This window comes from Sphingomonas sp. PAMC26645, from assembly GCF_004795835.1.
Taxonomy (GTDB): Bacteria; Pseudomonadota; Alphaproteobacteria; order Sphingomonadales; family Sphingomonadaceae; genus Sphingomonas.
Window position 1 is genome coordinate 148,574 of sequence record NZ_CP039249.1, and the last position, 24,846, is coordinate 173,419.

Consider the following 24,846-nt stretch of genomic DNA (forward strand, 5'->3'; position numbering starts at 1 on the left):
CGGTCCCCCTACGCCTCGGTTGCGCTGCGCTACAGTGGACAATTTGTCCAATGGGCGCTGCACTGCAACATCGGCATGACTTTATCGTCGCCCGGAGTAGCATAGATCACCCCTGCCCGCATTGGGCGCGGGAGATTGGCGCGGAATATATCTGCCCGCATCCGCCGGAACAGCGTATCATCGGGTTCGCGCCCTGAAGAGCGAGTTGAAGAATGAGTGCAAATACAGTCCCCGAGACGAGCTTCGAAGCCGATGCTCGCAGTATCCACAGCGACGGCGAGCACGTCACGCCGGGCGTGATCGCGATCGGCGTGGTGATCGGCCGCACCTCGGAATTCTTCGACTTCTTCGTGTACGCGATCGCCTCGGTGCTGGTGTTCCCGACGCTGGTGTTCCCGTACGTCGACCGGTTGCAGGGCACGCTCTATTCGTTCGCAGTGTTCGCGCTGGCATTCTTCGCCCGGCCGATCGGCACGGTCATCTTCATCGCGGTCGATCGCGCCTATGGCCGCAGCGTCAAGCTGACGATCTCGATCTTCTTGCTCGGCACCTCGACCGTCGCGATGGGGTTTATCCCGAGCTATGATTCGGTCGGCAACTGGTCGGTGGCGATCCTCGCGCTGCTGCGCATCGGCCAGGGCATCGCGCTCGGTGGCGCCTGGGATGGTCTCGCCTCGCTGCTGTCGCTGAACTCGCCCGAGAAGCATCGTGGCTGGTACGCGATGCTGCCGCAGCTCGGTGCGCCGATCGGCCTGCTGGTCGCCAGCGGCCTGTTCGCGTTCTTCGTCGCTGCGTTGCCGACCGAGGATTTCTTCTCGTGGGGCTGGCGCTATCCGTTCTTCGTGGCGTTCGCGATCAACGTCGTCGCATTGTTCGCGCGTCTTCGTCTGGTGGTGACGCCAGAGTTCGAAGAAATGTACGCCAAGCGCGAACTCGAGCCCGCGCCGGTCGTCGAGACCGTGCAGTCGCAGTGGAAGGCGATCTGGCTCGGCTCGTTCGTGCCGCTCGCGAGCTTCGCGCTGTTCCACATGGTCACGGTGTTCCCGCTGTCGTGGGTCGTGCTGTTCACGCGTGAGGCACCGGCGCGTTTCCTGGTGGTCGAGGTGATCGGCGCGGTGATCGGTATCGGTGCGATGCTCGTGTCGGGGCTGCTTGCGGACCGGTTCGGGCGTCGCACGATGCTCGGCACGATCGCGGTGCTGATCGCGCTGTTCGCGATCGCCGCACCGAAGCTGCTCGATGGCGGCGACGTCGGCGAGCGCCTGTTCATGGGCGTCGGCTTCCTGCTGTTCGGCCTGTCGTTCGGCCAGTCCTCGGGCGCGATCGCGTCGAGCCTGTCGCCGCAGCATCGCTACACGGGGTCGGCGCTGACGACCGATCTGGCGTGGCTGTTCGGTGCCGGGTTCGCTCCGCTGGCGGCACTGTTGCTGACGAGCAAGCTTGGGCTGGCGGCGAGCGGCGCGTACCTGTTCTCGGGCGCGGTGTTCACGCTGATCGCACTGGGTCTGAACAAGCAGCTGGCGAAGCGGGACATCGCGCGGTGATTGGTCGGGGCTGACGGACTTACCGAACGGGCCCCCGCCCCCTCCTTCCGCACCCACGAACATCACACGAACTGAAGAGCACCACCCCGGCGGAGGCCGGGGCCCAATTGGCAAGGCTGCAGTAACGGAGCGCTGCCGCTAGTTAGCACCGTCCCCCAATTGGGCCCCGGCCTTCGCCGGGGTGGTAGTGATTGAGATAACCCGGACGACCCACCAGAACCGTTCCCCCGCGAAGGCGGGGGTCCAGGAGCCACTGGCGCCATCATTCGTAACCCGAGCCTCCCGCTTTCGCGGGAGAACAGTATTCGGCGAGCACTCAAACTCGCTAGTGCTCCTTCTCATACCCGCCGACGATCCAGCCCCCACGACACCGCCCAGATCGCAAACCCGCCAAGCGCCAGCGCGGTCCCGACCCAACCGGTCGATGGCAACCCATACCCACCCGCGATCGCCAGCCCGCCAAGCCAAGGCCCAAGCGCATTGGCCGTATTGAACGCGGAATGATTGAGCGCTGCGGCCAGGGTCTGCGCCTCCTCTGCGACATCCATCAGCCGCGTCTGGAGGATCGTCGACAGACCGCCCCCGCACCCGATCAACACCACCACGGGCAGCATCGCCCACAGATGCGGCGTCGCCGGCGCGTAGAGCGCGAGCGCCCCTGCCCCGAACAGCAAGGTGATCCCCGCCGCCGGCATCAGCGCGACGTCCGCTGCCTTGGCACAGACCAATGTCCCGATCGTCATGCCGACGCCGAACAAAGCGAATGCCACCGGCGTGAACGCGGACGACACCCCCGTGACCTCGGTCAAGGTCGAGGCGAGATAGGTGTAGACGCAGAAAATCCCGCCAAACCCGACCGCACCGATGGCAAGCGTCAGCCACACCTGCCCGTTACGTAGCGCCGCCAGTTCCCCGAGCGGGCTCGCATCCTTGGCGGGGCGCAAGACCGGCGCGAACCTGAACAGCATCGCCACCGTCGCGGCCGCGATGATCGCGACGATCCCGAACCCCCAGCGCCAGCCGAACCACTGACCGATGCCGTTCGCCAGCGGCACGCCTGCAATCGTCGCGATCGTCAGCCCGAGCATCATCCGCGATACCGCACGCGATCGCTTCTCGCGCGGCACCATCGACGCCGCGACCAGCGATCCGACCCCGAAATACGCGCCATGCGGCAATCCACTCAGGAACCGGGCGAGCAGCATCAGGTGATAGGTCGGCGCGAGCGCGGACAGGCCGTTGGCGATTCCGAGGAACATCATCAACCCGATCAGCAACACCCGCCGCTCGATCTTCGCCGCCAGCACCGCGATCGTCGGCGCGCCAACCACCACGCCCAGGGCGTAGGCACTGATGACATGCCCCGCAGTCGGCTCGTCGATCCCGAGCCCGCGCGCGAACTGCGGCAACAGGCTCATCGCCGCGAACTCGGTCGTCCCGATCGCGAACCCGCCGACGGCGAGCGCGAGCAGCGCCATGCGCGTATCGACAGGTTTCATAGAGGTATCGCTTTCTCAGGGTCGCTGCGGCGGCACAATGCTGCATCGCAACATGGGCCCTCTATCACCCCGGACGGCGCATCTTGAACAAGGAATCCTCCGTGATCGCAAAGTAATCCGCAGGGCCGCCGCCGCGCAGGATCGGGTTCGCGCGGGCTGTCTGGTAGACGCCGTCCTCCAGCATCGCGGAATCGATGTGGATCGCGACCGCCTCGCCGAGCACCAGCCACTGGTCGAGTTCTTTGCCGTCCTTGGTCTCAAGCCGGATCAGCTGCGTGAGCTTGCACTCGAACTGCGCGCGCGAAGCGGCGACCCGCGCCGGCTTGATCTTCGTCGAAGCGGCCATTTCCAGCCTCGCCAGCGCGAACTCGTCGACGTCGGCGGCGACGTTCGCGGCGGTCGTATTCATCGCCTCGCCGAGATCGCGCGTGACGAGGTTCCAGACGAACTCACCGGTCGCCTCGATATTGGCGACGCTGTCCTTCCAGCCCATCGACGAGAAGCCGATGATCGGCGGTGCGTAGTTGAAGAGGTTGAAGAAACTGTACGGTGCGAGGTTCGCCACGCCGTCGGCGGACATCGTACTGACCCAGCCGATCGGGCGCGGCGCGACGATCGCGTTCAGAGGATCGTGCGGCAGGCGATGGCCGTTCGCGGGCTCGTAAGAATGCCATTCGATCATGCGGTACGTTCCTGCTATATCACGGTGCGACTGCCTATAGCGAAGGTCGAGCATGAACGATCCCACTGACCCGACAATCACCCCGGTCATCAAGCGCCACCGGATGGCGACGCGCGTCTGGCACTGGGTGACGGTGGTGACGATGTTCATCATGATCGGCAGCGGCATCGGCATCCTCAAGGCGCATCCGCGGCTGTACTGGGGACGGTACGGCGCGAATTTCGATACCGCGTGGACGACGCTCGACCAGTGGCCGAGCTGGCTGGTGTCGCTGCTCAACCTGCTGACGATTCCGGCGGGCTACAACCTCGCGCTGTCGCGACGCTGGCATTTGCTATTCGCGCTGGTGCTCGCCTTCGCGCTGCTCGGGTTCATGATCGTCAGCCTGATCAACAAGCACTTCCAGCGCGATCTCCGCGTGCGTGCCGCCGAGCTTTCGCCGCGCGAAGTGGTGCATGACGTGAGTGAGCATCTTGCCTTCCGCTTTCACGATCCCAAGAAGCCGGGCGCGTACAATATCCTCCAGAAGCTCTCGTATGTCGTAACGATCTTCGTGCTGATCCCGGTGATGATCCTGACCGGGCTGACGATGTCGCCGGGGATGGACGCGGCGTGGCCGTGGCTTCTCGAGGTGTTCGGTGGTCGGCAGTCGGCGCGCTCGATCCACTTCATCGCTGCCACCGGGCTGGTGCTGTTCATCATCGCGCATCTGGCGCTGGTGATCCTCGCGGGGACCTGGAACGAAGTGCGGTCGATGATTACCGGGCGCTGGAAGGTTCCGGGGCACGTCCCCGCCCACACGTCGGAGGACGTCGCATGAGCTCGCTGATCACCCGCCGTTCGCTCGTCATGGGCGCGACCATCGGTGCCGGCGCGCTGCTGACCGGCTGCGACAAGATCGCTGCGAATCCCGAGGCGCGGAAGATCCTGTTCATGGGCGAGGACATGAACCGCGGGCTGCAACGCGCGCTGACCAACCGCAACGCGCTCGCGCCCGAGTTCAGCCCTGCGCAGATGTCGCCGATCTTCCGCTCCAATGGGACGAGCAATCCGGGGACCGCGGAGTATACTTCGATGGTCGCCAATAATTTCGCGGATTACCGGCTCAAGGTCGGCGGTTTGGTCGATCGGCCGCTGTCGGTTTCGCTCCCGCAACTCCGCCAGATGCCATCGCGTGCGCAGATCACGCGCCACGATTGCGTCGAGGGCTGGAGCGCGATCGGCAAATGGCAGGGGCCGAAGCTCGGCGCGCTGCTGACCGCTGCGGGTTTGCAGAAGTCCGCGCGCTACATCGTGTTCACCTGCGCCGACTTGTTCGGCGGCGCGAACTATTACGAGTCGGTTGATCTGGTCGACGCGTTCCATCCGCAGACGATTCTTGCCTGGGCGCTCAACGATCAGGTGCTCGACGTCGCGCACGGCGCCCCCGTTCGGCTGCGCGTCGAGCGGCAACTCGGGTACAAGCACGCCAAATACGTCATGGCGATCGACGCGGTCGCCAGTCTCGCCGGGATCGGCAAGGGCAAGGGCGGCTATTGGGAAGATAACGTGGATTATGACTGGTACGCAGGCATCTGAGCCGCCCCGAGGGGTAGCGCAATTCCATACCAGTCATTAGCTAACGCGACATGGCCCTATTCGATCGTTTCCTGGCGCGGCAGGTTAAAACCGGCGAACTCACGCTCATCCATGCGGACGGCACGACCAAGCATTTCGGCAAGCCCGACCCTGCGTATAACCCCGTCGCGATCCGGCTGACCCAGCCGGGCGTGGCCGGCGCGATCGTCCGCCACCCGGCGCTGGGCGCGGCGGAGGCGTTCATGGATGGGCGCCTGGTGATCGAACGGGGCGACATTCGCGACCTGGTCAACCTACTCAAGGGCAACACCCCGTGGGAGCGTGGCGGCGGGCTCAATCCGTCGCTGCCGATCAAGCTGCTCGACAAGGTGGTGCACCGCGTCGACCGCGTGAACATGGCGCGCCGGTCGAAAAAGAACGTCGCGCATCACTATGACCTGTCGGATCGGCTGTACGACCTGTTCCTCGACGCGGACCGGCAATATTCCTGCGCGTACTTCACCGATCCGGGGAACAGCCTGGAGCAGGCGCAGTCGGACAAGAAGGCGCATATCGCCGCCAAGCTTGCGATCCAGCCGGGCATGCGCGTGCTCGACATCGGTTGCGGCTGGGGGGGGATGGCGCTGTATCTGCACGCGAAGACCGGCGCCGAAGTGCTGGGCGTGACGCTGAGCGAGGAACAGTTGAAGGTCGCGCGGCGACGGGCCAAAGAGGCTGGCGTCGCCGACAAGGTGAAGTTCGAGCTGATCGACTACCGCGCGCTGACCGGGAGTTTCGACCGGATCGTCTCTGTCGGGATGTTCGAGCACGTCGGCCCGGCGCACTACAAGGCGTTCTTCCGCAAATGCCGCGACCTGCTGACCGCGGACGGCGTGATGCTGCTCCATACGATCGGCCGGATGGGCGGTCCGGGCGTCACCGACACCTTTACGACCAAGTATATCTTCCCGGGCGGCTATAACCCGGCGCTGTCGGAAATCGTGAAGGGGTATGAGGGGCTGCGGATGTTCCCGACCGATATCGAGGTGCTACGCGTCCATTACGCACTGACGATCGACCAATGGTACGACCGCACGGTGGCCGCGAAGGACGCGATCGTCGCGTTGTACGACGAGCGGTTCTACCGGATGTGGACGTTCTATCTCGCGGGCGCGGCGGCAGCGTTCCGGACCGGGGGGATGGTCAATTACCAGATCCAGTTGTCGAAGAGCCGGATGACGTTACCGTTGACGCGGGACTATATGCTCGAGGGTGAGCGAGCGTTGCGGGAGGGGTGACCCGCTCTGCTCCCTGGAAGGGAGGGGAATTGGTTACGCTTTAGCGCGGCCCCTGCATCTCCGACTTCGCCGCAGCGCGCTCGTCGCCGCCGATCTTGCCGTCCTTGTTCGCGTCGTACTTCGCAAACGTTGCCGCCAGGAGTGCCTGCGCTTCGGCCTGCGTGACTTTGCCGTCCTTGTTCTTGTCCGCGCTGGTGAACCACAGATCGGCGAGGCGCTTGGCATGCACCGGATCCGGACGGCCCGGCCCGACCTTCATGTTGCCGATCCGTGCCTGCACTTCCGCGCGCGTCAGGACGCCGTCCTTGTTGGTATCCGACGCGGCGAACTCGGTCTTGAACTTGGCCGAGGCGGACGCGCGGGTTTCCTGCGCGAGCGCCGGAGTCGCAAGGCCGGCAAGGACGAGAAGAGTGAGGCTTTGGCGTAGCACGGTGGGTTAACTCCAGAGGATTTGCGGCGCGAATAGACCGGTTCGGTTGTACGCGCCATTAACGCTTGCGGTTGCATGCACAGGTTGCATGAGGGGCCCCCAGCGCATAGGGGCGCGGGCATTGCATATTGCCCGAAGGATTCTGCCCGTGACCGATCAGATCAATCGTCCCGCCGGCGAGGCCGGCATCAATCGGGTCGTGCTCGCCTATTCCGGTGGCCTGGACACGAGCGTGATCCTGAAATGGCTCCAGCAGACGTATAACTGCGAGGTCGTGACGTTCACCGCCGATCTTGGCCAGGGCGAGGAACTCGAGCCGGCGCGCGCCAAGGCCGAGATGATGGGCGTCAAGCCCGAGCACATCTTCGTCGACGATCTGCGCGAGGAGTTCGTGCGGGATTACGTGTTCCCGATGATGCGGTCGAACGCGCTGTACGAGGGGCTGTACCTGCTCGGCACGTCGATCGCGCGGCCGCTGATCGCCAAGCGCCAGATCGAGATCGCCAAGATGGTCGGCGCCGACGCGGTCAGCCACGGCGCGACCGGCAAGGGCAACGACCAGGTGCGGTTCGAGCTCGGCTATTACGCGCTGTCGCCCGACATCAAGGTGATCGCGCCGTGGCGTGAGTGGGATCTCACCAGCCGTACGCGCCTGATCGAGTTCGCCGAGCAGCACCAGATTCCGGTCAGCAAGGACAAGCGCGGCCAGGCGCCGTTCTCGACCGATGCGAACATGCTGCACACGTCGAGCGAAGGCCTCGTGCTCGAGAACCCGTGGGACGAGGTCCCCGACTATGTCTATTCGCGCACCGTGAACCCCGAGGACGCGCCTGATACCCCCGAGTACATTACGATCGATTTCGAGCGCGGCGACGGCGTCGCGATCAACGGCGAGGGCATGAGCCCGGCGACGTTGCTGTCGACGCTCAACGACTATGGCCGCCGTCACGGGATCGGCCGTCTCGATCTCGTCGAGAACCGCTTCGTCGGCATGAAGAGCCGCGGCATGTACGAGACTCCCGGCGGCACGATCTATCACCTCGCGCATCGCGGCATCGAGCAGCTGACGCTCGATCGCGGCGCGGCCCACCTGAAGGACGAGCTGGCACCACGTTATGCCGAGCTGATCTACAACGGCTTCTGGTTCTCGCCAGAGCGCGAGATGCTGCAGGCCGCGATCGATCACAGCCAGGAGAAGGTCTCGGGCACCGTTCGGCTGAAGCTCTACAAGGGCGGCGTGTACGTGGTCGGCCGGAAATCGCCGAACTCGCTGTATTCGGAGAAGGTCGTGACGTTCGAGGACGACCAGGGCGCCTACGACCAGCGCGATGCGGCGGGCTTCATCAAGCTGAACGCACTGCGCCTGCGCCTGCTCGGACGGCGTGATCAGTAGGGGCGAACAGTAACCCGTTCCCCGTCGGACCTCAGTCTAATGTCGAAGTTTGCGGGGAAGATCGTCAACTCGTCGTGCGCGCACTTGTCTAGTGCGCCCACCCGCCCCTAGGGTTCGACGATATGATTACTCAGGGGGAAACGCTGCATTGGTGGCAGACGCGCGCATTCGTTGCCGCGGTTGCGATCGCATCGATCATACCGTTGCTGTGGCCGGAAATACCGCCGCTGGTCGACCTGCCCGGGCATATGGGCCGGTACCGCGTCCAGCTGGCGATCGCCGACAATCCCTGGTTGAATCAGTGGTATAACTTCCGCTGGCAGATGATCGGCAACCTCGGCATCGACCTGCTGATCGTGCCGCTCGCGCCGATCTTCGGGTTGCAGCTCGCGGTGAAGCTGATCGTGATGGCGATCCCCGCGCTCACCGTGACCGGGCTGCTGTGGATCGCGCGCGAGGTGCACGGGCGAATCCCCGCGACCGCGCTGTTCGCGCTGCCGCTCGCGTACAGCTATCCGTTCCAGTTCGGATTCGTGAATTTCGCGCTCGGCATGGCACTCGCGCTCAACCTGTTCGCATTGTGGCTGCGGATGGGGCGGCTCGACCGGCGGCAGCTGCGGACCATCATCTTCGTCCCCGTCTCGTGCCTGTTGTGGCTGTGCCATACGTTCGGCTGGGGCGTGCTGGGCGTACTCGCCTTCTCCGCAGAGCTGATCCGCCAGCACGACATCCGTCGCGACAGCGATCCCAAGAGCTGGGCGCATGGTTGGTTCAAGGCGTGCATCCAGGCGGGGCTGAACTGCCTGCCGCTCGCGCTGCCGATGGTGATGATGATCGTCTGGCGCTCGGGTGATCATGTAGGCGGCAAGACGCAGGACTGGTTCAACTGGCGCTGGAAGATGAACTGGATCACGATGGTCCTGCGCGATCGTTGGATGACGTTCGACATCGCGTCGGTCACCGTGCTGTTCGTGATCCTGTTCCGCGGCGTGCGCGACCAGACGATCGAATATTCGCGCAACCTGAGCCTGTCGGCGCTGTTCCTCGCGATCGTGTATATCCTGTTGCCGCGGATCGTGTTCGGGTCGGCCTATGCCGACATGCGGCTCGCGCCGTTCATGCTCGGGATCGCGGTGATCGCGCTGCGGCCGCGACACGGGCTTTCGCTGCGCGGCGCGGCGGTGCTCGCGGTGCTGGGCTTTGCGTTCTTCGGCGTGCGGCTGGTGGGGACGACGGTCAGCTACCTGATGTACGATCGCAGCTACGACCAGGCGATCGCGGCGATCGATACGGTGCCCGAGCGATCGCGCGTCGTGTCGTTCGTCGGGCGGCGGTGTCGCGACGACTGGGCGTATTCGCGGCTCGAGCATGTCCCCGCGCTGCTGCTGGAGCGGCGACTGGCGTTCACCAACGATCAGTGGTCGATGGCCGGCGCGCAGTTGATGACGACGCACTATCCGGCGGCGAAGGGCTTCGCGCACGATCCGTCGGAGATCGTCAGCGACATCAAGTGCCGTGGCCAGTTCTGGCGGCCGATCGGCGTGGCGCTGCAGAAATTCCCGCGCGATGCTTTCGATTATGTCTGGCTGATCCACCCGCCGAAGTTCGATTCGAAGCTGGTCCGCGACCTGACGCTGATCCGGCGCGATGGCACCAGCCTGCTCTACCGCGTCAATCGGGTTGCTGCTGCTCGCCCCGCCGGAACGGAGTAAGCTCGCCAAGATATTCCTGCTGCTCGGCGACGGCTTCGCGTTCACGGAGCAGATAGTCGGCGATCGCGCGGCGGAAGCTCGGGTCGGGGATGTAGTGCGCGGAATAGGTCGCGACCGGGGCATAGCCGCGCGCGAGCTTGTGTTCGCCCTGCGCGCCCGCCTCGACGGTCTGCAATCCCCGCGCGATGGCCGTGTCGATCGCCTGGTAATAGCAGAGTTCGAAATGGAGGAACGGCACCTCCTCCGTCGCCCCCCAATAACGACCGTAGAGCGTGTCGTCGCCGATCAGGTTGAGCGCGCCGGCGATCGGTGCGCCATCACGCTCTGCGAGGATGAGGAGCACGCGGTCGCCCATCGTCTTGCCGATCTGGTCAAAGAAGCCGCGCGTGAGGTACGGTTGGCCCCATTTGCGGCTGCCGGTGTCCTGGTAGAAAACCCAGAACGCGTCCCAGTGCTCGGGCGTGATCTCGGTACCGACGAGGTGGCGGATCGTCAGACCTTCGACGGCGGCGGCGCGCTCCTTGCGGATCGCCTTGCGCTTGCGGCTGGCAAGGACGGCGAGGAAGTCGTCGAAGCTGGCGTAGCCGTCGTTCTTCCAGTGGAACTGCGTACCCTGGCGGATCAGCCAGCCTGCCGCCTCGAATAGCGCCACTTCGTCGGGATCGATGAAGGTGGCGTGGGCGGAGGATAGCCCGCTCTGGTCGGTCACCGCCTCCAGCGCGGCGATCAGCGCGGGGGCTTGCTCGCGGTCGCGAAGGAGCAGGCGTGGGCCGGGTACAGGACTGAACGGCGCAGCGATCTGGAGCTTGGGGTAATATTGCCCCCCTGCCCGCTCCCACGCGTCCGCCCAGCCCTGGTCGAAGACGTATTCGCCTTGGCTGTGACTCTTGGCATAGGCGGGCGCGATTGCCGCGGGCTTGCCGTCGGCGCCGTCGACCACCACCGGCAATGCCTGCCAGCCGGAGCGGCCGCCGACGCTTTTCGACCCTTCGAGCGCGGAGAGGAAGGCGTGGCCGACGAACGGGTTGGCGGTGCCGGAGCACGCCTCCCAGTCCGCGGCCGCGATCGAAGTGACGCCTTGGGCGATGCGGGCTGTGACGGCGTTCATCCGCGACATTTGGGGTAGCGGGGTGCCGATAGCAAAGGGCGCGTCAGCTTATCTCGAAGGAAAACAGCCGTCCGTCCCATACGCCGCTCTCGCGCGAAGGCGGGAGCCCAGGACCACATGGGCTGCGCTTGGTAACCCTGGGCTCCCGCTTTCGCGGGAGAACAAGTGTCAGGCGGAAACTTGAACGATCGCGTCGACCTCGACAGCGGCGCCGAGCGGGAGGACAGGAACGCCGACTGCCGCGCGCGCATGCTTGCCGGCATCGCCGAACAGCGCAACCATCAAGTCCGAAGCGCCATTGGCGACTTTCGCCTGGTCAGTGAAATCGCCGGTCGAGTTGACGAACACGCCAAGCTTCACGATCCGCTCGACGCGGCCGAGCGTGCCGAGTGCCGCCTTCATCTGTGCGACGAGCATCAGCCCGCAGAGCTTCGCCGCTTCCTGTGCGTCTTCGAGCGAGACGCCGTCTCCGACGCGACCGGTAACCAGCGCGCCGTCCTTGAACGGTAGCTGGCCCGAGATATGGAGCATGCCGTTCGCCAGCACGGTCGGGACGTAGGACGCCACGGGTGCGGCGGCCTGCGGAAGGGTGAGGCCCAGCTCTTCGAGCTTGCGGTCGATACGATCGGTCATGGAGGAGGTATCACCACAGCGGTGGGGGATGGGTCAAGGGGCCCCTTCTGCTCCCCTCCCTGGAAGGGAGGGGCCGGGGGTGGGTGGGCTTCCGCATTTGTCGGAACGGTTGCGACTGAAGCTGGCCTACCCACCCCCAACCCCTCCCTTTCAGGGAGGGGAGAATGCTGTGTTCGTGGTGACGTGGACGACTCAGGCGTCCGCCGGCAAACCCGCTTCGAACCGTGCGGCGATCCAATCCGCCGCCTCGCGCCAGTCGTCGATCCGCGCATGAGCCTCGGGCGCCTTCGGGACGCTCACCGCCAGCGTCGGCTCGGAGACCATGTGCAGCCGGTGCACCCCCGGGGCGTGCTTCGCGACCGACTCGTGATGCACCGCCAGATCATCCACGAACACCGTGACCGGCGAGCCGTATTCTTCGACCAGCCGCGATACCGGCGTGCCCTTGCCGCCCTGGTTGCACTCAACACGGTGCGCGATGCCGAACTTCGCCAGTTGCTCGATCCGCGGCTGGCGGCATTCGTCCTGGAGGTTGGTGAGGATGACGATGTCCGCCACCTGTGCGAGCCGCTCCAGCGCCTCGACCGCATGCGGTACCAGCGTCTGGCGGTGCATCTCGCCGGGAAAGAACTCACCCAGCATCGCCCACATGTCCTCGCGCGACGGCGGCGGGCCACCGTCACGCCGCGTCATTGCGGTCGAGAAATCGCCGTGCTGGATCGCGAAATCGATGTCGTGGCGCTCGTCGAGCCAGACGCCGAAATGCTTGACCATGTGCAGCAGCACTTCGTCGCAATCGCTGATCAGCAACGGCCTCATGCTTCAAATTCTCCCTGGTCCAGCTTGGCGTGTGCGCGGACGAGTGCCTCTGGCTTCACACCCAGCGACTCGGCGCAGGCAATCAGGTCCGGCTCATGGTTTTCGAGAAAGCCGAGCGCCGCCGACAGCACCGTCGGGTCGCTCGCCCGAGCGCGGAGGTCATGCGGCTCAAGGCCGGTCACCGACAGCAATCGCATAGCGCGATCGGGCTCGACCAGCGTCCATACCAACGCGCGCAGGGCGAGCGCTTCGGCGTCTTCGTTTGAATCACGGTCGCGCATTGCCTATCGTGCCCTCTTTCCGGATAAGGTGCGGCGGTGACAAAGAAGGTGCTCGTTGTCGAGGACAACGAACTCAACCTCAAACTATTCTGCGACCTGCTGCGCGCGCATCAGTTCGCCGTCGAACCCGTGCGGGACGGTCGCGAAGCCGTTGCGCGCGCTCGGGAATTCGTGCCCGACCTAATCATCATGGACATCCAAATGCCGCACGTCACCGGCTACGAGATCATCCTCGAACTGAAGGCGGACGAGGAGTTGAAGGCGATCCCGGTGATGGCGGTGACCGCGTATGCTGGGCGCGAGGACAAGGAGCGGATCCGGGCTGCGGGCGCGGACTCGTATGTGTCGAAGCCGATCAGCTTGGCGCGGTTCATGGATGCGGTCGGGGCGCTGATCTGAGGTGGGAACGAACGGACAGCCATCTACTCCGCCTGCACGTTGCTTAACCCGCACATTCCGTTGCCAACCCCCCAACCCCGTTCGTGCTAAGTAGAGACCGAGTAGCTCCGTCAGGAGCGTATCGAGGGCGCGTATCGAAGCATGGGTTCCGCGCGCCAACCTGTCCTTCGATACGCCCTCTCGATACGCCGCCTTCGGCGACTACTCGATGGCTACTCAGGACGAACGGGAGGGGGGACGAATCGAGGAGGGAATCACAAACGCCAAAAGCCGCGGGGGCTACCCCGCGGCTTTTCGGATCTTCGCAATCAAACGACGGCTTGCACCGCCGACCGGATTACTTGATCTTGGCTTCCTTGAACTCGACATGCTTGCGCACGACGGGATCGTATTTCGAGAAGGAGAGCTTCTCCGTCTTGGTACGGGGATTCTTCTTGGTGACGTAGAAGAAGCCGGTGTCAGCGGTGCTGAGCAGCTTGATCTTTACGGTGGTCGGCTTGGCCATGAGCCCAATTCCTATGGCTTGAAAATGCGAAAGCGGCGAACTGACGCCGCCGCTCCATCAGGGGCGGCGCATGGCGGACGCAGGGAGCGAAGTCAAGCTTTACCCTGTCGCTGCATGCCGAGACGCTTCATTTAACCCGCTATTCACTACCACAAGCGCATCATATCATCAGATAAAGACAGGAGCGGGATCGTGGGGCAGGCGCTGGTTCGAATCGACGACATGATCGCGGTGAAAGCCGATCTCGCGGCGCGAATCGCGGCGATCGATGTCCGAGCGCCCTATTCCCGCCCTTGCGACATCGCCACCGAGATCGATGCGATCCGCGTGATCGCACATACCAACGGCCTCAACCCCGCGGTCACGGTCGCGCACTTCGTCGATTCCGCCCTGTCGCGCGGCGAGCATGGTGCGCTGGTACATGGCTGGCTGTCGATCCTGCGCGATGCGGTCGGGTGCGAGCGGCAGGACGTCCAGGCGTGCCACGCGTTCGCCGCGGCGTGTTCGGTGCGCCTTGCGGGATAATTCATGGACGCGTTGATGGCAGCGCTGGTCGCGGCGGCGCTCGCACAGGTCGGCGATCGAACGGCGTGGCTCGCAGCGATCCTGTCGGACCGATACCGAAAGCCGGGTCTTGTGATCGCGATGGCGGCGCTGGCGTTGTTCGCGGCGAGCGGCTTGGCGGCGGCGCTCGGCGCGGTGATCGGGCCGAAGCTTGCCCCCAATGCGCAACAACTGATGCTCGCGCTCGCATTGCTGTTGCAGGGTGGTGGATCGTTCTTTCCGGCCAGGGCACCCGAGCGGCTGGATCGCTGGAAGATCGGCGCGATCGCCACTACCGCGCTCGGCCTGTTCATCCTGGCTTTCGGCGACGGCGTTCAGTTCATCGTCCTGACGCTTGCCGCGCGGACGCCCGTCCCGGCCCTCGCGGCGATCGGCGCGACGATCGGCTCGCTGGTGGTGATCGTCCCCGCGGCGCTGATGGGCGAGGCCGCGTGGCTTAGACTGCCGCTCAAGCCGTTGCGCATCGCCATCGGCACCGTGTTCCTGATCTTCGGTATCGTCCTGGCGCTTGGCGCACTACGCTTGGTCTGACGGCCGGGAGCAAGTGTGCGTTCGGATCGTTCACGCGACGACCTTCCAACGGGAGCTAAACATGGCCGAGATCAACCCTGCTCTCGACACGCCGACCGACCTGCCGAGCAACAGCACCAAGTCGGTCGCCGACGCGCTGAACGCCGCGCTCGCCGATTGCTATGCGCTGTATCTCAAGACCAAGAATTTCCACTGGCACATGTCGGGGCCGCATTTCCGGGATTACCACCTGCTGCTCGACGACCAGTCCGCGCAGATAATCGGCGTGACCGACGCGATCGCCGAGCGCGTGCGCAAGACCGGCAACACCACGCTGCGCTCGATCGGCGACATCTCGCGGCACCAGACGATCGCGGACAACGACATGGCGTTCGTCGGCCCAACCGAGATGCTCGCCGAACTGCGCGAGGACAATCTGAAGCTCGTCGAACAGTTCCGCATCGTCAAGGACGCCGCCGACGCCGCCAAGGACAACGCGACGAGTGGTATCGTCGACGAATGGACCGATCATGCCGAAGAGCGTGCGTGGTTCCTGTTCGAGGCGAGCCGCAAGGGTTGAGAACGGCCGTAGCCTCAATCCTCCCCCGCAAGGGGAGGATTGTGAGGCCACTCCACCCTCAACTGCTCGGCAACTTTCAAAACTGCGGATTGACCGTCGCCGGGGCCGCCCGCCGGCGGTCGTTTCGCCTCTGCATCCCTTCGGGCGGCAGGTGCGTTTACCGACAATGCACGCATTCGCCGCCCTGCTCGATTCGCTCACCTACACCCGGTCGCGTAACGCCAAGCTGAAGCTGATCGCGGATTACCTGCGCGCGACGCCCGACCCGGACCGGGGCTGGGCGATGGCGGCGCTAACCGGCGATCTCGATCTCAAGGGCGTGAAGTCCGCGGTGATCCGCGGACTGATCGAAGAGCGCGTCGATCCGGTGCTGTTCCGGATGAGCCGCGATTATGTCGGCGATACTGCGGAGACGGTGGCGTTGCTCTGGCCCGAGCCGACGGTTCCGGTCGACCCCACCCCCTTGTCGATTACCGACGTCGTCGAGCGGCTGGCGGCATTGTCGCGGGCCGATGCGCCGGGTGCGCTGGCGGACATGCTCGACCGATCCGATGCCGAGGAGCGGTTCGCGCTACTCAAGATGGCGACCGGCGCGTTGCGGATCGGCGTGTCGGCGCGGTTGGCGAAGACGGCGCTGGCGGATGCGTTCGGGCTCGACGTCGATGCGGTCGAGGAGGTCTGGCACGGGCTCGATGCGCCGTATCCGAGCCTGTTCGCCTGGGCGGAGGGAACCGGAGAGCAGCCGACGCCGGCGGACGTCCCCGTATTTCGGCCGTTCATGCTCGCGCACGGACTCGAAGACCTGCGCGTCGATCTCACCGACTATGCCGCCGAGTGGAAATGGGACGGCATCCGCGTCCAGATCGTCCATGTCGCGGGAGAGACACGGCTTTACAGCCGGACCGGCGACGACGTGACGGACAGCTTCCCCGAGATCGCGGCTGCGTTCCGGACGCCGGGGACGGTCGACGGCGAACTTTTAGTGAAGGGCGAGCATCAGGGCGGGACACTGGAGGATGGCGGCGGAGCGGCGAGCTTCAACGCGTTGCAGCAAAGGCTTGGGCGCAAGACTGTGTCGGCCAAGATGCTGGCGGACTATCCCGCGTTCGTGCGGCTCTATGATCTGCTGATCAATGGCGACGAGGATCTGCGCGCGCTGTCCTGGACCGAGCGGCGGAAGCGGTTGGAGGCGTTCGTGCCGCAGCTGGATCCCGAGCGGTTCGATCTGAGCGCGGTGATCGAGGCGGACGACTTCACCGCGCTGGAGGCGATTCGCGCGACCTCGCGCGACGCGGCTATCGAGGGCGTGATGCTCAAGCGCCGCGATTCGCCGTATGTCGGCGGTCGGCGTGCCGGGCTCTGGTATAAATGGAAGCGCGATCCGCTGACCGCCGATTGCGTGATGATGTACGCGCAGCGTGGGTCGGGGCGGCGATCGTCCTATTATTCGGATTACACGTTCGGTTGCTGGACCGAGGAGGGGGAGCTGCTTCCGGTCGGGAAGGCGTATTCGGGGATCACCGACGAAGAGCTCAAGATGCTCGACAGTTTCGTTCGCAATCACACGCAGAACCGGTTCGGCCCGGTGCGCGAGGTGGAGAAGACGCTGGTGCTCGAGATCGCGTTCGATTCGCTGCACGGCTCGAAGCGCCACAAATCAGGGGTGGCGATGCGCTTTCCCCGGATCGCGCGGATCCGGACGGACAAGCCCGCGGCGGAGGCGGACCGGATCGAGACGCTCAAGCGGATGATTACGTAATCGGCACGTCATGGAAGTGCGCGGCCGGGCCGGGTATTCATCCGGTCTTGGTACGAGTCAGGACGATCCAGTGAAAAGTTCGAAACATCCTCGCACGGTAGCGGCACGACGCTGGCGGCGCGGCGCGTGGGTGACTGCTATAATATCCGCGATCGTCGTGCTGTTCGTCTACCTCGCGGGCTATTTCGACCGCGATCCGGTGCATGTGTATCCGGCGATCGGCGTGCACGCGTCGGGACCGCCGCCGATCGCGGTGGTGAACTTCTCAGGCGACATGGGGCTGCGGTTCCTGCTCGGCGCGTCGACCTCGCGGAGACTGACCGAGCACGGCATCCCGGTCGTCGGGATCACCACGCCAGCGTTGTTCGCGCATCGTGTCACGCGTCACGAGCTCGATGCGATCATCGCGGATGGCGTGCGGACGGCGCTCTCGCGGACCGGGGCGAAGCGGATCGTCGTGATGGGGCAGTCCTATGGCGCGGATATCGTCCAGACCGGACTCGCCAACCTGCCCGCGGACTTGCGACCACACGTTGCCGCGATCGTGCTGATCCTGCCGGGTAACACGGTGTTCTATCGCGCGGATCCGTCCAGCCTGCTCTACGATCACGGCACGCCCGACAGCATGGGCGCGACGACCGGCAATCGGCTGACCTGGGCACCGGTGACGTGCATCTATGGGCTGGAGGAGACGGACAGCCTGTGTCCGCTGCTGACGACCGCGAACGCGCGGAAAGTCGGGATGCCGGGGGGGCATAATATCCATCACGATGCGGATGGGTTGCTGCGGCATGTGCTGGCGGCGATCCGTGCGGTCGCGCCGGGGGCTGGACGGGGGTTCTAGCGGAATTCACCATCTACGAAGCGACCCCCTCCAGAAAGGCGCGCCTGACTACGCCCTTCGTCATCCTAATGAAAGTCAGGATCCGGGGTAAAACAGGATAGCTCTGGTGGCTCTGGATCCTGACTTTCGTCAGGATGACGGAACTCTGATTGCAGCGGTTGAAGACTGCGTTCACGAGACGGCCGGCGACCCTCCATGTTCTCCTGCGAAGGCGGGAGTCCAGTCTGGGCTCCCGCCTTCGCGGAAGAACAAGTCGGGGTGCGGTGTCGGTGGCCCGGACTCGCTCGCCGACTATTGCGGCTTCGCGGCGATCTTTATCTCGAAGAGCGTCGGCCAGTATTTGCCCGTCACGAACAGCCGGTCGGCCTTCGCGTCCCAGGCAATACCGTTGAGCACCGCTTCGGGATCGGTCGCGGCGATCTCGGCAACCAGCGGGCGGAGGTCGATGACCGCGATCACCTTGCCGGAGGCGGGATCGATGCGGACGAGGAAGCCGGTGTGCCATACGTTGGCGAGCAGCGCGCCATGGACATATTCGAGCTCGTTGATGTCTCGCAACGGGCGACCGTCGATCGTCACCGCCACGCGCTTGCGTTCGGCCAGAGTGAGCGGATCGCGGACGATGATGTCGGGGCTGCCATCGGACTGGAGCAGCGAGACGCCGTCGCTGGTCAGGCCCCAGCCTTCGCCGGTGTAGCGGTTCTGCCCCTTGGGCTTGAGCGTGCGGACGTCCCAGCGGTGCGCGATGCCGTCATGCCAGGTGAGGCTGACGAGCTGGTCCTTCCACAGTGCAAGGCCTTCGCCGAACTGTGCGGGGTCGATTCGCACCTTGGCAAGGATCTTGCCGTCCTTGAGCGAGACGCGGCGGACGTCGGATTGCCGCTCCTGCCCCGTGCTCTCGTACAGCGCACCGTCGTGCCAGAGCAGGCCTTCGGTGAATGCCGTGCGATCGTGCGGGTAGCGCGCGACGATCGTCGCCGAGAACACCGGCACGCGGGTCGGCTCGCGCGGAGCTGAGACAGCATTCTGCCCGGCCTGCGCCGCGGACGACAGCGAAGACGATGAAACGAGAACGGCCGGTCCCGCCAAAGCGAAACCGGCCGCAATCATTATCCTACCGAACACGGTACGATCAGCGTTCTGGGTCAGACAGCTATCAGCCGCCTGCGCTCAGGTTCACTGCTGCGTACTTGCCGCGACGATCGACTTCGAGCTCGAACTCGAGCTTGTCGCCCTCGTTCAGCGTCGACATGCCGGCGCGCTCGACGGCCGAGATGTGGACGAATGCGTCAGGCTGTCCGTCGTCGCGCTGGATAAAGCCGAAGCCCTTCATCGCGTTGAAGAACTTGACCGTACCGGTCGCCTTCTCGCCGGTAAGCTGACGCTGTGCGCCACCTGCACCACCGTCACGGTCGCGATCGCCACCACGGGGCGCGCCCGGGCCGGCATCACGGTCACGCGGCGGGCCGCGATCGGTGACGGCCATCGGCTCGCCGTCAATCTTCAGGTCGGTTGCCGAGATACGGCCGCCGCGATCGACGAGCGTGAAGCCGAGCGGTTGACCCTCGGCGAGAGCGACCATGCCGGCCTGCTCGACTGCGCTGATGTGGACGAACACGTCCTCGCCGCCGTCATCGCGAACGACGAAGCCGAAGCCCTTCTGCGCGTTGAAGAACTTTACGACGCCCGTGCCTTCGCCGACAACCTGGGGAGGCATGCCGCGGCCACCGCCGCCGCCGCCACCGCCCGAGAAGCCGCCGCCACCGCCGCCGCCGCGGTAACCGCCGCCGCCGCCGCCGCTGCCGCCACCGAAGCTGCTGCCGCCGCCGTAGCTGCTGCCACCGCCGCCACCGTAGCTCGAGCCACCGCCGCCGCCATAGCTGCTACCGCCGCCGCCGCCGAACCGATCGCCGCCACCGCCAAAGCTGCTGCCGCCGCCGAACTCGTTGTCGCCGCCGCCGAAGCTGTCGCGCTTGTCGCGGCCACGCCCGCCACGGTTCCCGCGGCCACCTTTATCGAAACCCATAAGCTCTGTTCGTCTTCCCGGTTCGCCCGCAAATTTCTCAAAACCCTTGTGCCGGACGACGAACGCAGGTTTTCCAGCGCGAAACCTTTTGCGCCTTGAGGGGACCCTTAGCGCAAAATACAAGCCGTCGCGAATAGATTCTGATCCGAGGACGCTCGATTTGGATCGATACTGGCGCAAGTGTCGCGCGCCAGCCACGACTCGTCGCATCAACGATCGCAAAGCCTTCTTGTCGCCTGATTTGGATCGGTGACGCATATAGAGGCATTGAGCGTTAAGCTTCGGGCGGCTACGGCCGGCGCATGACAGTTCATCTCCACGAAGGCGACATTCCCGCCGACCTGTTCGCGGCCGGCGCCGCGATCGCCGTCGATACCGAGACGATGGGGCTGATCACGCCCCGCGACCGGTTGTGCCTCGTCCAGCTTTCCGATGGCGGGCCCGACGAGCACCTCGTCCGATTCGCCGCGGGTGCCGGCTACGACGCACCGAACCTGAAGGCCCTGCTGGCCGATCCGGCGCGCGTGAAGCTCTATCATTTCGGCCGGTTCGACATCGCGGCGGTCCAATATTATCTCGGGGTGGTCGCGGCACCGGTATATTGCACCAAGATCGCATCGCGGCTGGTGCGGACCTACACCGATCGTCACGGTCTCAAGGAAATCGTCCGCGAACTGCTCGGCCAGGACATCTCGAAGCAGCAGCAGTCGTCCGACTGGGGCAGCCCCGAACTGTCCGAGGCGCAGAAGGATTACGCGGCGTCGGACGTCCGCTTTCTCCACCGGCTGCGGACCGAACTCGACAAGCGATTGATTCGCGAAGGCCGGATGGAGCTCGCGCAGGCCTGCTTCGACTTCCTGCCGACTCGTGCCGCGCTGGATATTGCCGGCTGGCCCGAAATCGACATTTTCGCACACGCATGATCGAAGTTCCGCCGCCCTCCCCCGTCGCCCGTCGCGTGCGGACCGCGCGCCAGGACTGGGCTGCGCCCGGTGGCAGCCACGATCGGTTCGTGGCGATCGCCCGTGTTGGGCTGCCGACCGCGATCGGCGTGCTGGCGGCGTTCCTGGTGATGGCACCGCTCACCGCGGGCGGCGACGTGTCGTTCCTGCTCGACAAGAACAAGGTCGACGTCGCGCAGGAGCGGATGAAGACGCAGGTGGCGCGCTATCGCGGTGAGGACACGAAGGGCCAGGCATTCACGCTCGACGCGGCCTCGGCGATCCAGAAGAGCTCGGCCGAGCCGATCGTCCAGCTCAATCAGCTCGCCGCGCAGATCCAGCTGACCGACGGCCCCGCCAACATCAAGGCGAACACCGGCCGCTACGACATGGACACCGAGAAGGTGCAGTTGTTCGGGCCGCTGAACGCCACCGCAGCAGGCGGCTACGACCTGAAGACCACCAACGCGACGATCGACATGAAGGCGCGTACGCTCGAAAGCGGCGGGGCTGCGACCGGCACCGTCCAGCAGGGCACGTTCAGCGCGAACAAGCTGCGCGCGAACCTGGAAGAGCGGACCGTGACGCTCGATGGCAATGCGCGCTTGCGGATCATCCCCAGAGGGCCGAAATAGCCGCCATGCGCGCTCCCCACATCCTTGCCGGCTTGTCTGCCCTTTTGCTCTCCACGACCACGGTCGCGCAGCAACCGCACAACTCCAACGCCCCGATCAATTTCGGCGCGGATCATATCGAATTGCAGGACAAGGCGAACCGCGCGATCCTGTCGGGCAACGTCGCGGTTAAGCAGGCCGAGATGACGCTGAACTCGGCGCGAATGACGGTGGCGTATACCGGCCAGGTGATCGGCGGGAACCCGCAAGTCTCGCGGCTCGACGCGTCGGGAGGCGTGATCGTCAAGCGTCCAGACCAGACCGCGCGAAGCCAGTATGCGATCTACGATCTCAACCGGCGCGTCATCACGATGCTCGGCGCGGTCACGCTGACGCAGGCGGGGAACACCGTGAACGGCGGGCGCCTGACGATGAACCTCGACACCGGGCGTTCGGTGATTGACGGGTCGTCGGTCGCCGGCGGCAGCGCTGGCGGATCGGCAGCGAGTGGAGGCACCGTTACGCAGACCGGTGGCCGCGTGACCGGTACGTTCTCGGTCCCCAAGCGCAACTGAGCGTGTGAGCATGTCGCGAGGGCTTCCCTCGAACGGCGCGCTCCTGCATGTTTCCTGCCAAACCCCCGCCGAGTGTTCGGCGACTGATTATTGCGAGGGCCTGATCCCATGGACGCCACCACGCTGCCCCCGATCGAGGACGTCGCCCCGATTTCCGAGCCTCCGGTGAACAACGGGCTCCAGGTCGTCTCGATCGCGAAGTCCTACGACAAGCGCGTCGTGTTGACCGACGTGTCGGTGTCGGTCGGGCGCGGTGAAGTCGTCGGGCTGCTCGGGCCCAACGGCGCGGGCAAGACGACGTGCTTCTATTCGGTGATGGGCCTGGTGAAGCCGGATTCGGGCCGCATCATGCTCGACGGCGAGGACATCACGAAGCTGCCGATGTACCGACGCGCGATCCTGGGCCTGGGCTATCTGCCGCAGGAGACGTCGATCTTCCGCGGGCTGACGATCGAGAAGAACATCCTGACCGTGCTGGAGCTGTCCGAGCCGGACAAGGCGGCGCGCCAGCGGAAACTTGATACGCTGCTGGAGGAGTTCGGTTTGACTCGGCTCCGTGCTGCACCGGCGATGGCGCTGTCGGGTGGCGAGCGGCGGCGTGCGGAAATCGCGCGCGCGCTGGCGGCGGATCCGTCGATCATGCTGCTCGACGAGCCGTTCGCGGGCATCGATCCGATCTCGATCGCCGACATCCGCGACCTGGTGAAGGATCTGAAGCGCCGCGACATCGGCGTGCTGATCACCGACCACAACGTCCGCGAGACGCTGGAAATCGTCGACCGCGCGTACATCATCTATGACGGCCGGGTGCTGTTCTCCGGCTCGCCCGAGGAACTGGTCGCGGATGCCAACGTCCGGCGCCTGTACCTCGGCGAAGGCTTCTCGCTTTAAGCCGATGGATACGCCCCTTTCTCCGTTCGCCCTGAGCGAAGTCGAAGGGCTGCCGCGTGAGCCGGTGCTTCGACTTCGCTCAGCACGAACGGACGGGGTGGCATGAGCCTCGCCCCTCGCCTGGACATCCGCCAGTCGCAGTCGCTGGTGATGACCCCGCAGCTCCAGCAGGCGATCAAGCTGTTGGCGCTGTCGAACCTCGAGATCGAGGGATTCATCGCCGAGGAGGTCGAGCGCAACCCGTTGCTCGAAGCCAGCGCCGCCGAGGATAGCGACGCGCCCGACCGCGAACCCGCCCCCGAAGTCCGCGACGAACGCGTCGCCGCCGACGAATTGGTCTCCGGTACGGGTAGCGGCGACGAACCGACGCTCGACGTCGACTACGCCACCGAAAGCCACCAGCAGGACAGCGTCGCCGACGGCGGCAGCGGGATGGACGGCGCGCTGTCGATGACCGGCGCGAGCGCGGGCGGCGCAGGCGGCGAGGACGGCCCCGATCTCGACGCGTTCGCCGATACCAGCCTCAGCCTCGCGGATCACCTGCTTGCCCAAGCCGGCCCTGCCATCCCGCACGAAGACGCGTTCATCGCCGCGCATCTGATCGACCAGATCGACGAGGCGGGATACCTGACCGTGTCGCTGCTCGACATCGCCAACCGGCTCGGCGTGCCGCTGGTCCGCGTCGAGCGCGTGCTGGCGACGATCCAGACGTTCGACCCGACCGGCGTCGGTGCGCGCGATCTATCGGAATGCCTCGCATTGCAGGCGCGCGAGGCGGACCGTTACGACCCTTGCATGGCGCGGTTGATCGACAACCTTGACCTGCTTGCGCGCGGCGAACTGACGCGGCTGAAGCGGATGTGCGATGTCGACGACGAGGACATGGCCGACATGATCCGCGAACTGCGCGGTTATGACCCGAAACCGGGGTGCCGATACGGGGGCGAACCGGCGCAGTCGGTGACGCCCGACCTGTTCGTGGCGCGGACCAAGGCGGGCTGGGCGATCGAGATCAACGCCACCACGCTGCCGCGCGTGCTGGTCAACCGCAGCTATTATACCGAGCTGTTGGGCGGGCAGCAGGACAAGGCGTCGAAGGCTTGGCTGAGTGATTGCCTCGCGAGCGCGAACTGGCTGGTGAAGGCGCTCGACCAGCGCCAGCGGACGATCATCAAGGTCGCGACCGAGATCGTGAAGCAGCAGGAGGCGTTCTTCCTGAAGGGCGTCGCGCATCTCCGCCCGCTGACGCTGCGCCAGGTGGCCGACGCTATCGAGATGCACGAATCGACCGTCAGCCGCGTGACGAGCAACAAATACGTGTCGTGCGCGCGCGGGCTGTACGAGCTGAAATACTTCTTCACGAGCGCGATCCAGTCCGCGGACGGCGGCGAGGCAGTATCGGCGCAGGCGGTGAAATCGGCGATCCGGGCGCTGATCGATACCGAGGGTGCGAAGATCTTGTCGGATGACACGCTGGTCGATTTGCTCAACGCGAAGGGCTTCGACATCGCGCGCAGGACCGTCGCCAAGTACCGCGAGGCGCTCGGGATCGGAAGTTCGGTACAGCGGCGGCGTGCAAAAGCGCTGGAGGGGGTTCGGTAGGCGTTGCGCGTGGGTGGGAGGATTACGTTTCGAAAGAGAGCACCACCCCGGCGGAGGCCGGGGCCCAGTTGGAGGGTCCT

The 24,846-nt window shown here is 65.3% G+C and carries 27 protein-coding genes; 17 read left to right on the forward strand and 10 right to left on the reverse strand.

The features are described from left to right. Positions 1-212: 212 nt before the first annotated feature. The gene (locus E5673_RS00740) at positions 213-1,544 is read left to right on the forward strand and encodes an MFS transporter (protein ID WP_056490031.1); all 1,332 of its coding nucleotides are present in this window, start codon (positions 213-215) and stop codon (positions 1,542-1,544) included. A gap of 338 nt (positions 1,545-1,882) precedes the next feature. Here the strand turns inward: E5673_RS00740 and E5673_RS00745 are convergent, their stop codons facing one another. Further along, entirely contained in the window at positions 1,883-3,043 is a 1,161-nt protein-coding gene (locus tag E5673_RS00745; protein ID WP_136188555.1) for an MFS transporter, read from the reverse strand. A gap of 64 nt (positions 3,044-3,107) precedes the next feature. Beyond that, positions 3,108-3,725 carry a flavin reductase family protein gene (locus tag E5673_RS00750; protein WP_136188556.1) on the reverse strand — a complete coding sequence of 206 codons (618 nt, stop codon included), beginning with the start codon at positions 3,723-3,725 and terminating at the stop codon, positions 3,108-3,110. A 52-nt stretch (positions 3,726-3,777) separates the two neighbouring features. Between E5673_RS00750 and E5673_RS00755 the strand changes: the two genes are divergently transcribed. From E5673_RS00755 to E5673_RS00765, 3 genes are read left to right on the forward strand one after another with little or no spacing between them, the layout of a single operon-like run. After that, positions 3,778-4,545 carry a cytochrome b/b6 domain-containing protein gene (locus E5673_RS00755; protein ID WP_247599500.1) on the forward strand — a complete coding sequence of 256 codons (768 nt, stop codon included), beginning with the start codon at positions 3,778-3,780 and terminating at the stop codon, positions 4,543-4,545. Then, positions 4,542-5,303, forward strand: a complete 762-nt coding sequence (locus E5673_RS00760; protein WP_136188557.1) for a molybdopterin-dependent oxidoreductase — start codon at positions 4,542-4,544, stop codon at positions 5,301-5,303. The genes E5673_RS00755 and E5673_RS00760 overlap by 4 nt, the downstream gene beginning before the upstream one ends. Before the next feature lie 50 nt (positions 5,304-5,353). Beyond that, on the forward strand, positions 5,354-6,580 hold the full coding sequence (locus E5673_RS00765) for a cyclopropane-fatty-acyl-phospholipid synthase family protein (protein ID WP_136188558.1): 1,227 nt from the start codon (positions 5,354-5,356) through the stop codon (positions 6,578-6,580). Between the two features lie 40 nt (positions 6,581-6,620). Here E5673_RS00765 and E5673_RS00770 read toward each other — a convergent pair whose 3' ends face one another. Then, on the reverse strand, positions 6,621-7,010 hold the full coding sequence (locus tag E5673_RS00770) for an EF-hand domain-containing protein (protein WP_056063559.1): 390 nt from the start codon (positions 7,008-7,010) through the stop codon (positions 6,621-6,623). 148 nt (positions 7,011-7,158) lie between these two features. Here E5673_RS00770 and E5673_RS00775 point away from each other — a divergent pair, with 148 nt between their 5' ends. Beyond that, positions 7,159-8,403: an argininosuccinate synthase gene (locus E5673_RS00775; protein ID WP_247599501.1), complete on the forward strand. Its 1,245-nt coding sequence runs from the start codon at positions 7,159-7,161 to the stop codon at positions 8,401-8,403. 122 nt (positions 8,404-8,525) lie between these two features. Then, a complete protein-coding gene (locus E5673_RS00780) occupies positions 8,526-10,115 on the forward strand; it encodes a hypothetical protein (protein ID WP_210731783.1) in 1,590 nt (529 codons plus the stop codon). On the opposite strand, the gene E5673_RS00785 is transcribed toward E5673_RS00780, so the two are convergent. The 4 genes from E5673_RS00785 to E5673_RS00800 form a co-directional block, all read right to left on the reverse strand. After that, entirely contained in the window at positions 10,075-11,223 is a 1,149-nt protein-coding gene (locus E5673_RS00785; RefSeq protein ID WP_136188559.1) for a GNAT family N-acetyltransferase, read from the reverse strand. The genes E5673_RS00780 and E5673_RS00785 overlap by 41 nt on opposite strands. A 168-nt stretch (positions 11,224-11,391) precedes the next feature. Beyond that, on the reverse strand, positions 11,392-11,856 hold the full coding sequence (locus E5673_RS00790; protein WP_107955532.1) for a RidA family protein: 465 nt from the start codon (positions 11,854-11,856) through the stop codon (positions 11,392-11,394). Between the two features lie 192 nt (positions 11,857-12,048). Then, positions 12,049-12,675 carry an HAD family hydrolase gene (locus E5673_RS00795; RefSeq protein ID WP_136188560.1) on the reverse strand — a complete coding sequence of 209 codons (627 nt, stop codon included), beginning with the start codon at positions 12,673-12,675 and terminating at the stop codon, positions 12,049-12,051. After that, entirely contained in the window at positions 12,672-12,956 is a 285-nt protein-coding gene (locus tag E5673_RS00800; protein ID WP_056054478.1) for a DUF3572 domain-containing protein, read from the reverse strand. Before E5673_RS00800 ends, E5673_RS00795 begins: the two co-directional genes overlap by 4 nt. Before the next feature lie 36 nt (positions 12,957-12,992). Between E5673_RS00800 and E5673_RS00805 the strand changes: the two genes are divergently transcribed. Then, on the forward strand, positions 12,993-13,355 hold the full coding sequence (locus E5673_RS00805; protein ID WP_136188561.1) for a response regulator: 363 nt from the start codon (positions 12,993-12,995) through the stop codon (positions 13,353-13,355). A 337-nt stretch (positions 13,356-13,692) separates the two neighbouring features. On the opposite strand, the gene rpmG is transcribed toward E5673_RS00805, so the two are convergent. Continuing rightward, the gene (gene rpmG / locus E5673_RS00810; RefSeq protein WP_055881863.1) at positions 13,693-13,860 is read right to left on the reverse strand and encodes a 50S ribosomal protein L33; all 168 of its coding nucleotides are present in this window, start codon (positions 13,858-13,860) and stop codon (positions 13,693-13,695) included. A 192-nt stretch (positions 13,861-14,052) separates the two neighbouring features. On the opposite strand from rpmG, the gene E5673_RS00815 reads away from it, so the two are divergent. From E5673_RS00815 to E5673_RS00835, 5 genes are all read left to right on the forward strand, one after another. Then, the gene (locus tag E5673_RS00815) at positions 14,053-14,385 is read left to right on the forward strand and encodes a hypothetical protein (protein ID WP_235524686.1); all 333 of its coding nucleotides are present in this window, start codon (positions 14,053-14,055) and stop codon (positions 14,383-14,385) included. 3 nt (positions 14,386-14,388) lie between these two features. Continuing rightward, positions 14,389-14,955: a TMEM165/GDT1 family protein gene (locus E5673_RS00820; protein ID WP_136188562.1), complete on the forward strand. Its 567-nt coding sequence runs from the start codon at positions 14,389-14,391 to the stop codon at positions 14,953-14,955. 61 nt (positions 14,956-15,016) lie between these two features. Then, positions 15,017-15,514, forward strand: a complete 498-nt coding sequence (locus E5673_RS00825; RefSeq protein WP_056063578.1) for a DNA starvation/stationary phase protection protein — start codon at positions 15,017-15,019, stop codon at positions 15,512-15,514. 166 nt (positions 15,515-15,680) lie between these two features. Beyond that, on the forward strand, positions 15,681-17,273 hold the full coding sequence (locus E5673_RS00830; RefSeq protein WP_136191277.1) for a cisplatin damage response ATP-dependent DNA ligase: 1,593 nt from the start codon (positions 15,681-15,683) through the stop codon (positions 17,271-17,273). 70 nt (positions 17,274-17,343) lie between these two features. Then, positions 17,344-18,117, forward strand: coding sequence for a virulence factor (locus E5673_RS00835; RefSeq protein ID WP_247599502.1), 774 nt, complete (start codon positions 17,344-17,346; stop codon positions 18,115-18,117). A 291-nt stretch (positions 18,118-18,408) separates the two neighbouring features. Here E5673_RS00835 and E5673_RS00840 read toward each other — a convergent pair whose 3' ends face one another. Both E5673_RS00840 and E5673_RS20140 read right to left on the reverse strand, forming a co-directional pair. Next, the gene (locus E5673_RS00840) at positions 18,409-19,170 is read right to left on the reverse strand and encodes a glutaminyl-peptide cyclotransferase (protein ID WP_281727899.1); all 762 of its coding nucleotides are present in this window, start codon (positions 19,168-19,170) and stop codon (positions 18,409-18,411) included. A 103-nt stretch (positions 19,171-19,273) separates the two neighbouring features. After that, positions 19,274-20,143, reverse strand: coding sequence for a cold-shock protein (locus tag E5673_RS20140; protein ID WP_056490084.1), 870 nt, complete (start codon positions 20,141-20,143; stop codon positions 19,274-19,276). A gap of 302 nt (positions 20,144-20,445) precedes the next feature. Between E5673_RS20140 and E5673_RS00850 the strand changes: the two genes are divergently transcribed. From E5673_RS00850 to rpoN, 5 genes are all read left to right on the forward strand, one after another. Beyond that, positions 20,446-21,066 (forward strand): ribonuclease D, encoded by a 621-nt coding sequence (locus E5673_RS00850; RefSeq protein WP_056063589.1) that lies wholly within the window; start codon positions 20,446-20,448, stop codon positions 21,064-21,066. After that, positions 21,063-21,719: an LPS export ABC transporter periplasmic protein LptC gene (lptC, locus tag E5673_RS00855; protein ID WP_136188565.1), complete on the forward strand. Its 657-nt coding sequence runs from the start codon at positions 21,063-21,065 to the stop codon at positions 21,717-21,719. The genes E5673_RS00850 and lptC overlap by 4 nt, the downstream gene beginning before the upstream one ends. 5 nt (positions 21,720-21,724) lie before the next feature. Continuing rightward, positions 21,725-22,273 (forward strand): LptA/OstA family protein, encoded by a 549-nt coding sequence (locus E5673_RS00860; protein WP_136188566.1) that lies wholly within the window; start codon positions 21,725-21,727, stop codon positions 22,271-22,273. 108 nt (positions 22,274-22,381) lie between these two features. Continuing rightward, positions 22,382-23,164, forward strand: a complete 783-nt coding sequence (gene lptB, locus E5673_RS00865) for an LPS export ABC transporter ATP-binding protein (RefSeq protein WP_056063598.1) — start codon at positions 22,382-22,384, stop codon at positions 23,162-23,164. A 102-nt stretch (positions 23,165-23,266) separates the two neighbouring features. Further along, positions 23,267-24,766: an RNA polymerase factor sigma-54 gene (gene rpoN, locus E5673_RS00870; RefSeq protein ID WP_136188567.1), complete on the forward strand. Its 1,500-nt coding sequence runs from the start codon at positions 23,267-23,269 to the stop codon at positions 24,764-24,766. Positions 24,767-24,846: the final 80 nt, after the last annotated feature.

Coding starts and splice junctions, on each gene's coding strand:
- E5673_RS00740 (WP_056490031.1), top strand. CDS start 213: ATGAGTGCAAATACAGTCCCCGAGACGAGCTTCGAAGCCGATGCTCGC.
- E5673_RS00745 (WP_136188555.1), bottom strand. CDS start 3,043: ATGAAACCTGTCGATACGCGCATGGCGCTGCTCGCGCTCGCCGTCGGC.
- E5673_RS00750 (WP_136188556.1), bottom strand. CDS start 3,725: ATGATCGAATGGCATTCTTACGAGCCCGCGAACGGCCATCGCCTGCCG.
- E5673_RS00755 (WP_247599500.1), top strand. CDS start 3,778: ATGAACGATCCCACTGACCCGACAATCACCCCGGTCATCAAGCGCCAC.
- E5673_RS00760 (WP_136188557.1), top strand. CDS start 4,542: ATGAGCTCGCTGATCACCCGCCGTTCGCTCGTCATGGGCGCGACCATC.
- E5673_RS00765 (WP_136188558.1), top strand. CDS start 5,354: ATGGCCCTATTCGATCGTTTCCTGGCGCGGCAGGTTAAAACCGGCGAA.
- E5673_RS00780 (WP_210731783.1), top strand. CDS start 8,526: ATGATTACTCAGGGGGAAACGCTGCATTGGTGGCAGACGCGCGCATTC.
- E5673_RS00785 (WP_136188559.1), bottom strand. CDS start 11,223: ATGAACGCCGTCACAGCCCGCATCGCCCAAGGCGTCACTTCGATCGCG.
- E5673_RS00790 (WP_107955532.1), bottom strand. CDS start 11,856: ATGACCGATCGTATCGACCGCAAGCTCGAAGAGCTGGGCCTCACCCTT.
- E5673_RS00795 (WP_136188560.1), bottom strand. CDS start 12,675: ATGAGGCCGTTGCTGATCAGCGATTGCGACGAAGTGCTGCTGCACATG.
- E5673_RS00800 (WP_056054478.1), bottom strand. CDS start 12,956: ATGCGCGACCGTGATTCAAACGAAGACGCCGAAGCGCTCGCCCTGCGC.
- rpmG (WP_055881863.1), bottom strand. CDS start 13,860: ATGGCCAAGCCGACCACCGTAAAGATCAAGCTGCTCAGCACCGCTGAC.
- E5673_RS00820 (WP_136188562.1), top strand. CDS start 14,389: ATGGACGCGTTGATGGCAGCGCTGGTCGCGGCGGCGCTCGCACAGGTC.
- E5673_RS00825 (WP_056063578.1), top strand. CDS start 15,017: ATGGCCGAGATCAACCCTGCTCTCGACACGCCGACCGACCTGCCGAGC.
- E5673_RS00830 (WP_136191277.1), top strand. CDS start 15,681: ATGCACGCATTCGCCGCCCTGCTCGATTCGCTCACCTACACCCGGTCG.
- E5673_RS20140 (WP_056490084.1), bottom strand. CDS start 20,143: ATGGGTTTCGATAAAGGTGGCCGCGGGAACCGTGGCGGGCGTGGCCGC.
- E5673_RS00850 (WP_056063589.1), top strand. CDS start 20,446: ATGACAGTTCATCTCCACGAAGGCGACATTCCCGCCGACCTGTTCGCG.
- lptC (WP_136188565.1), top strand. CDS start 21,063: ATGATCGAAGTTCCGCCGCCCTCCCCCGTCGCCCGTCGCGTGCGGACC.
- E5673_RS00860 (WP_136188566.1), top strand. CDS start 21,725: ATGCGCGCTCCCCACATCCTTGCCGGCTTGTCTGCCCTTTTGCTCTCC.
- lptB (WP_056063598.1), top strand. CDS start 22,382: ATGGACGCCACCACGCTGCCCCCGATCGAGGACGTCGCCCCGATTTCC.
- rpoN (WP_136188567.1), top strand. CDS start 23,267: ATGAGCCTCGCCCCTCGCCTGGACATCCGCCAGTCGCAGTCGCTGGTG.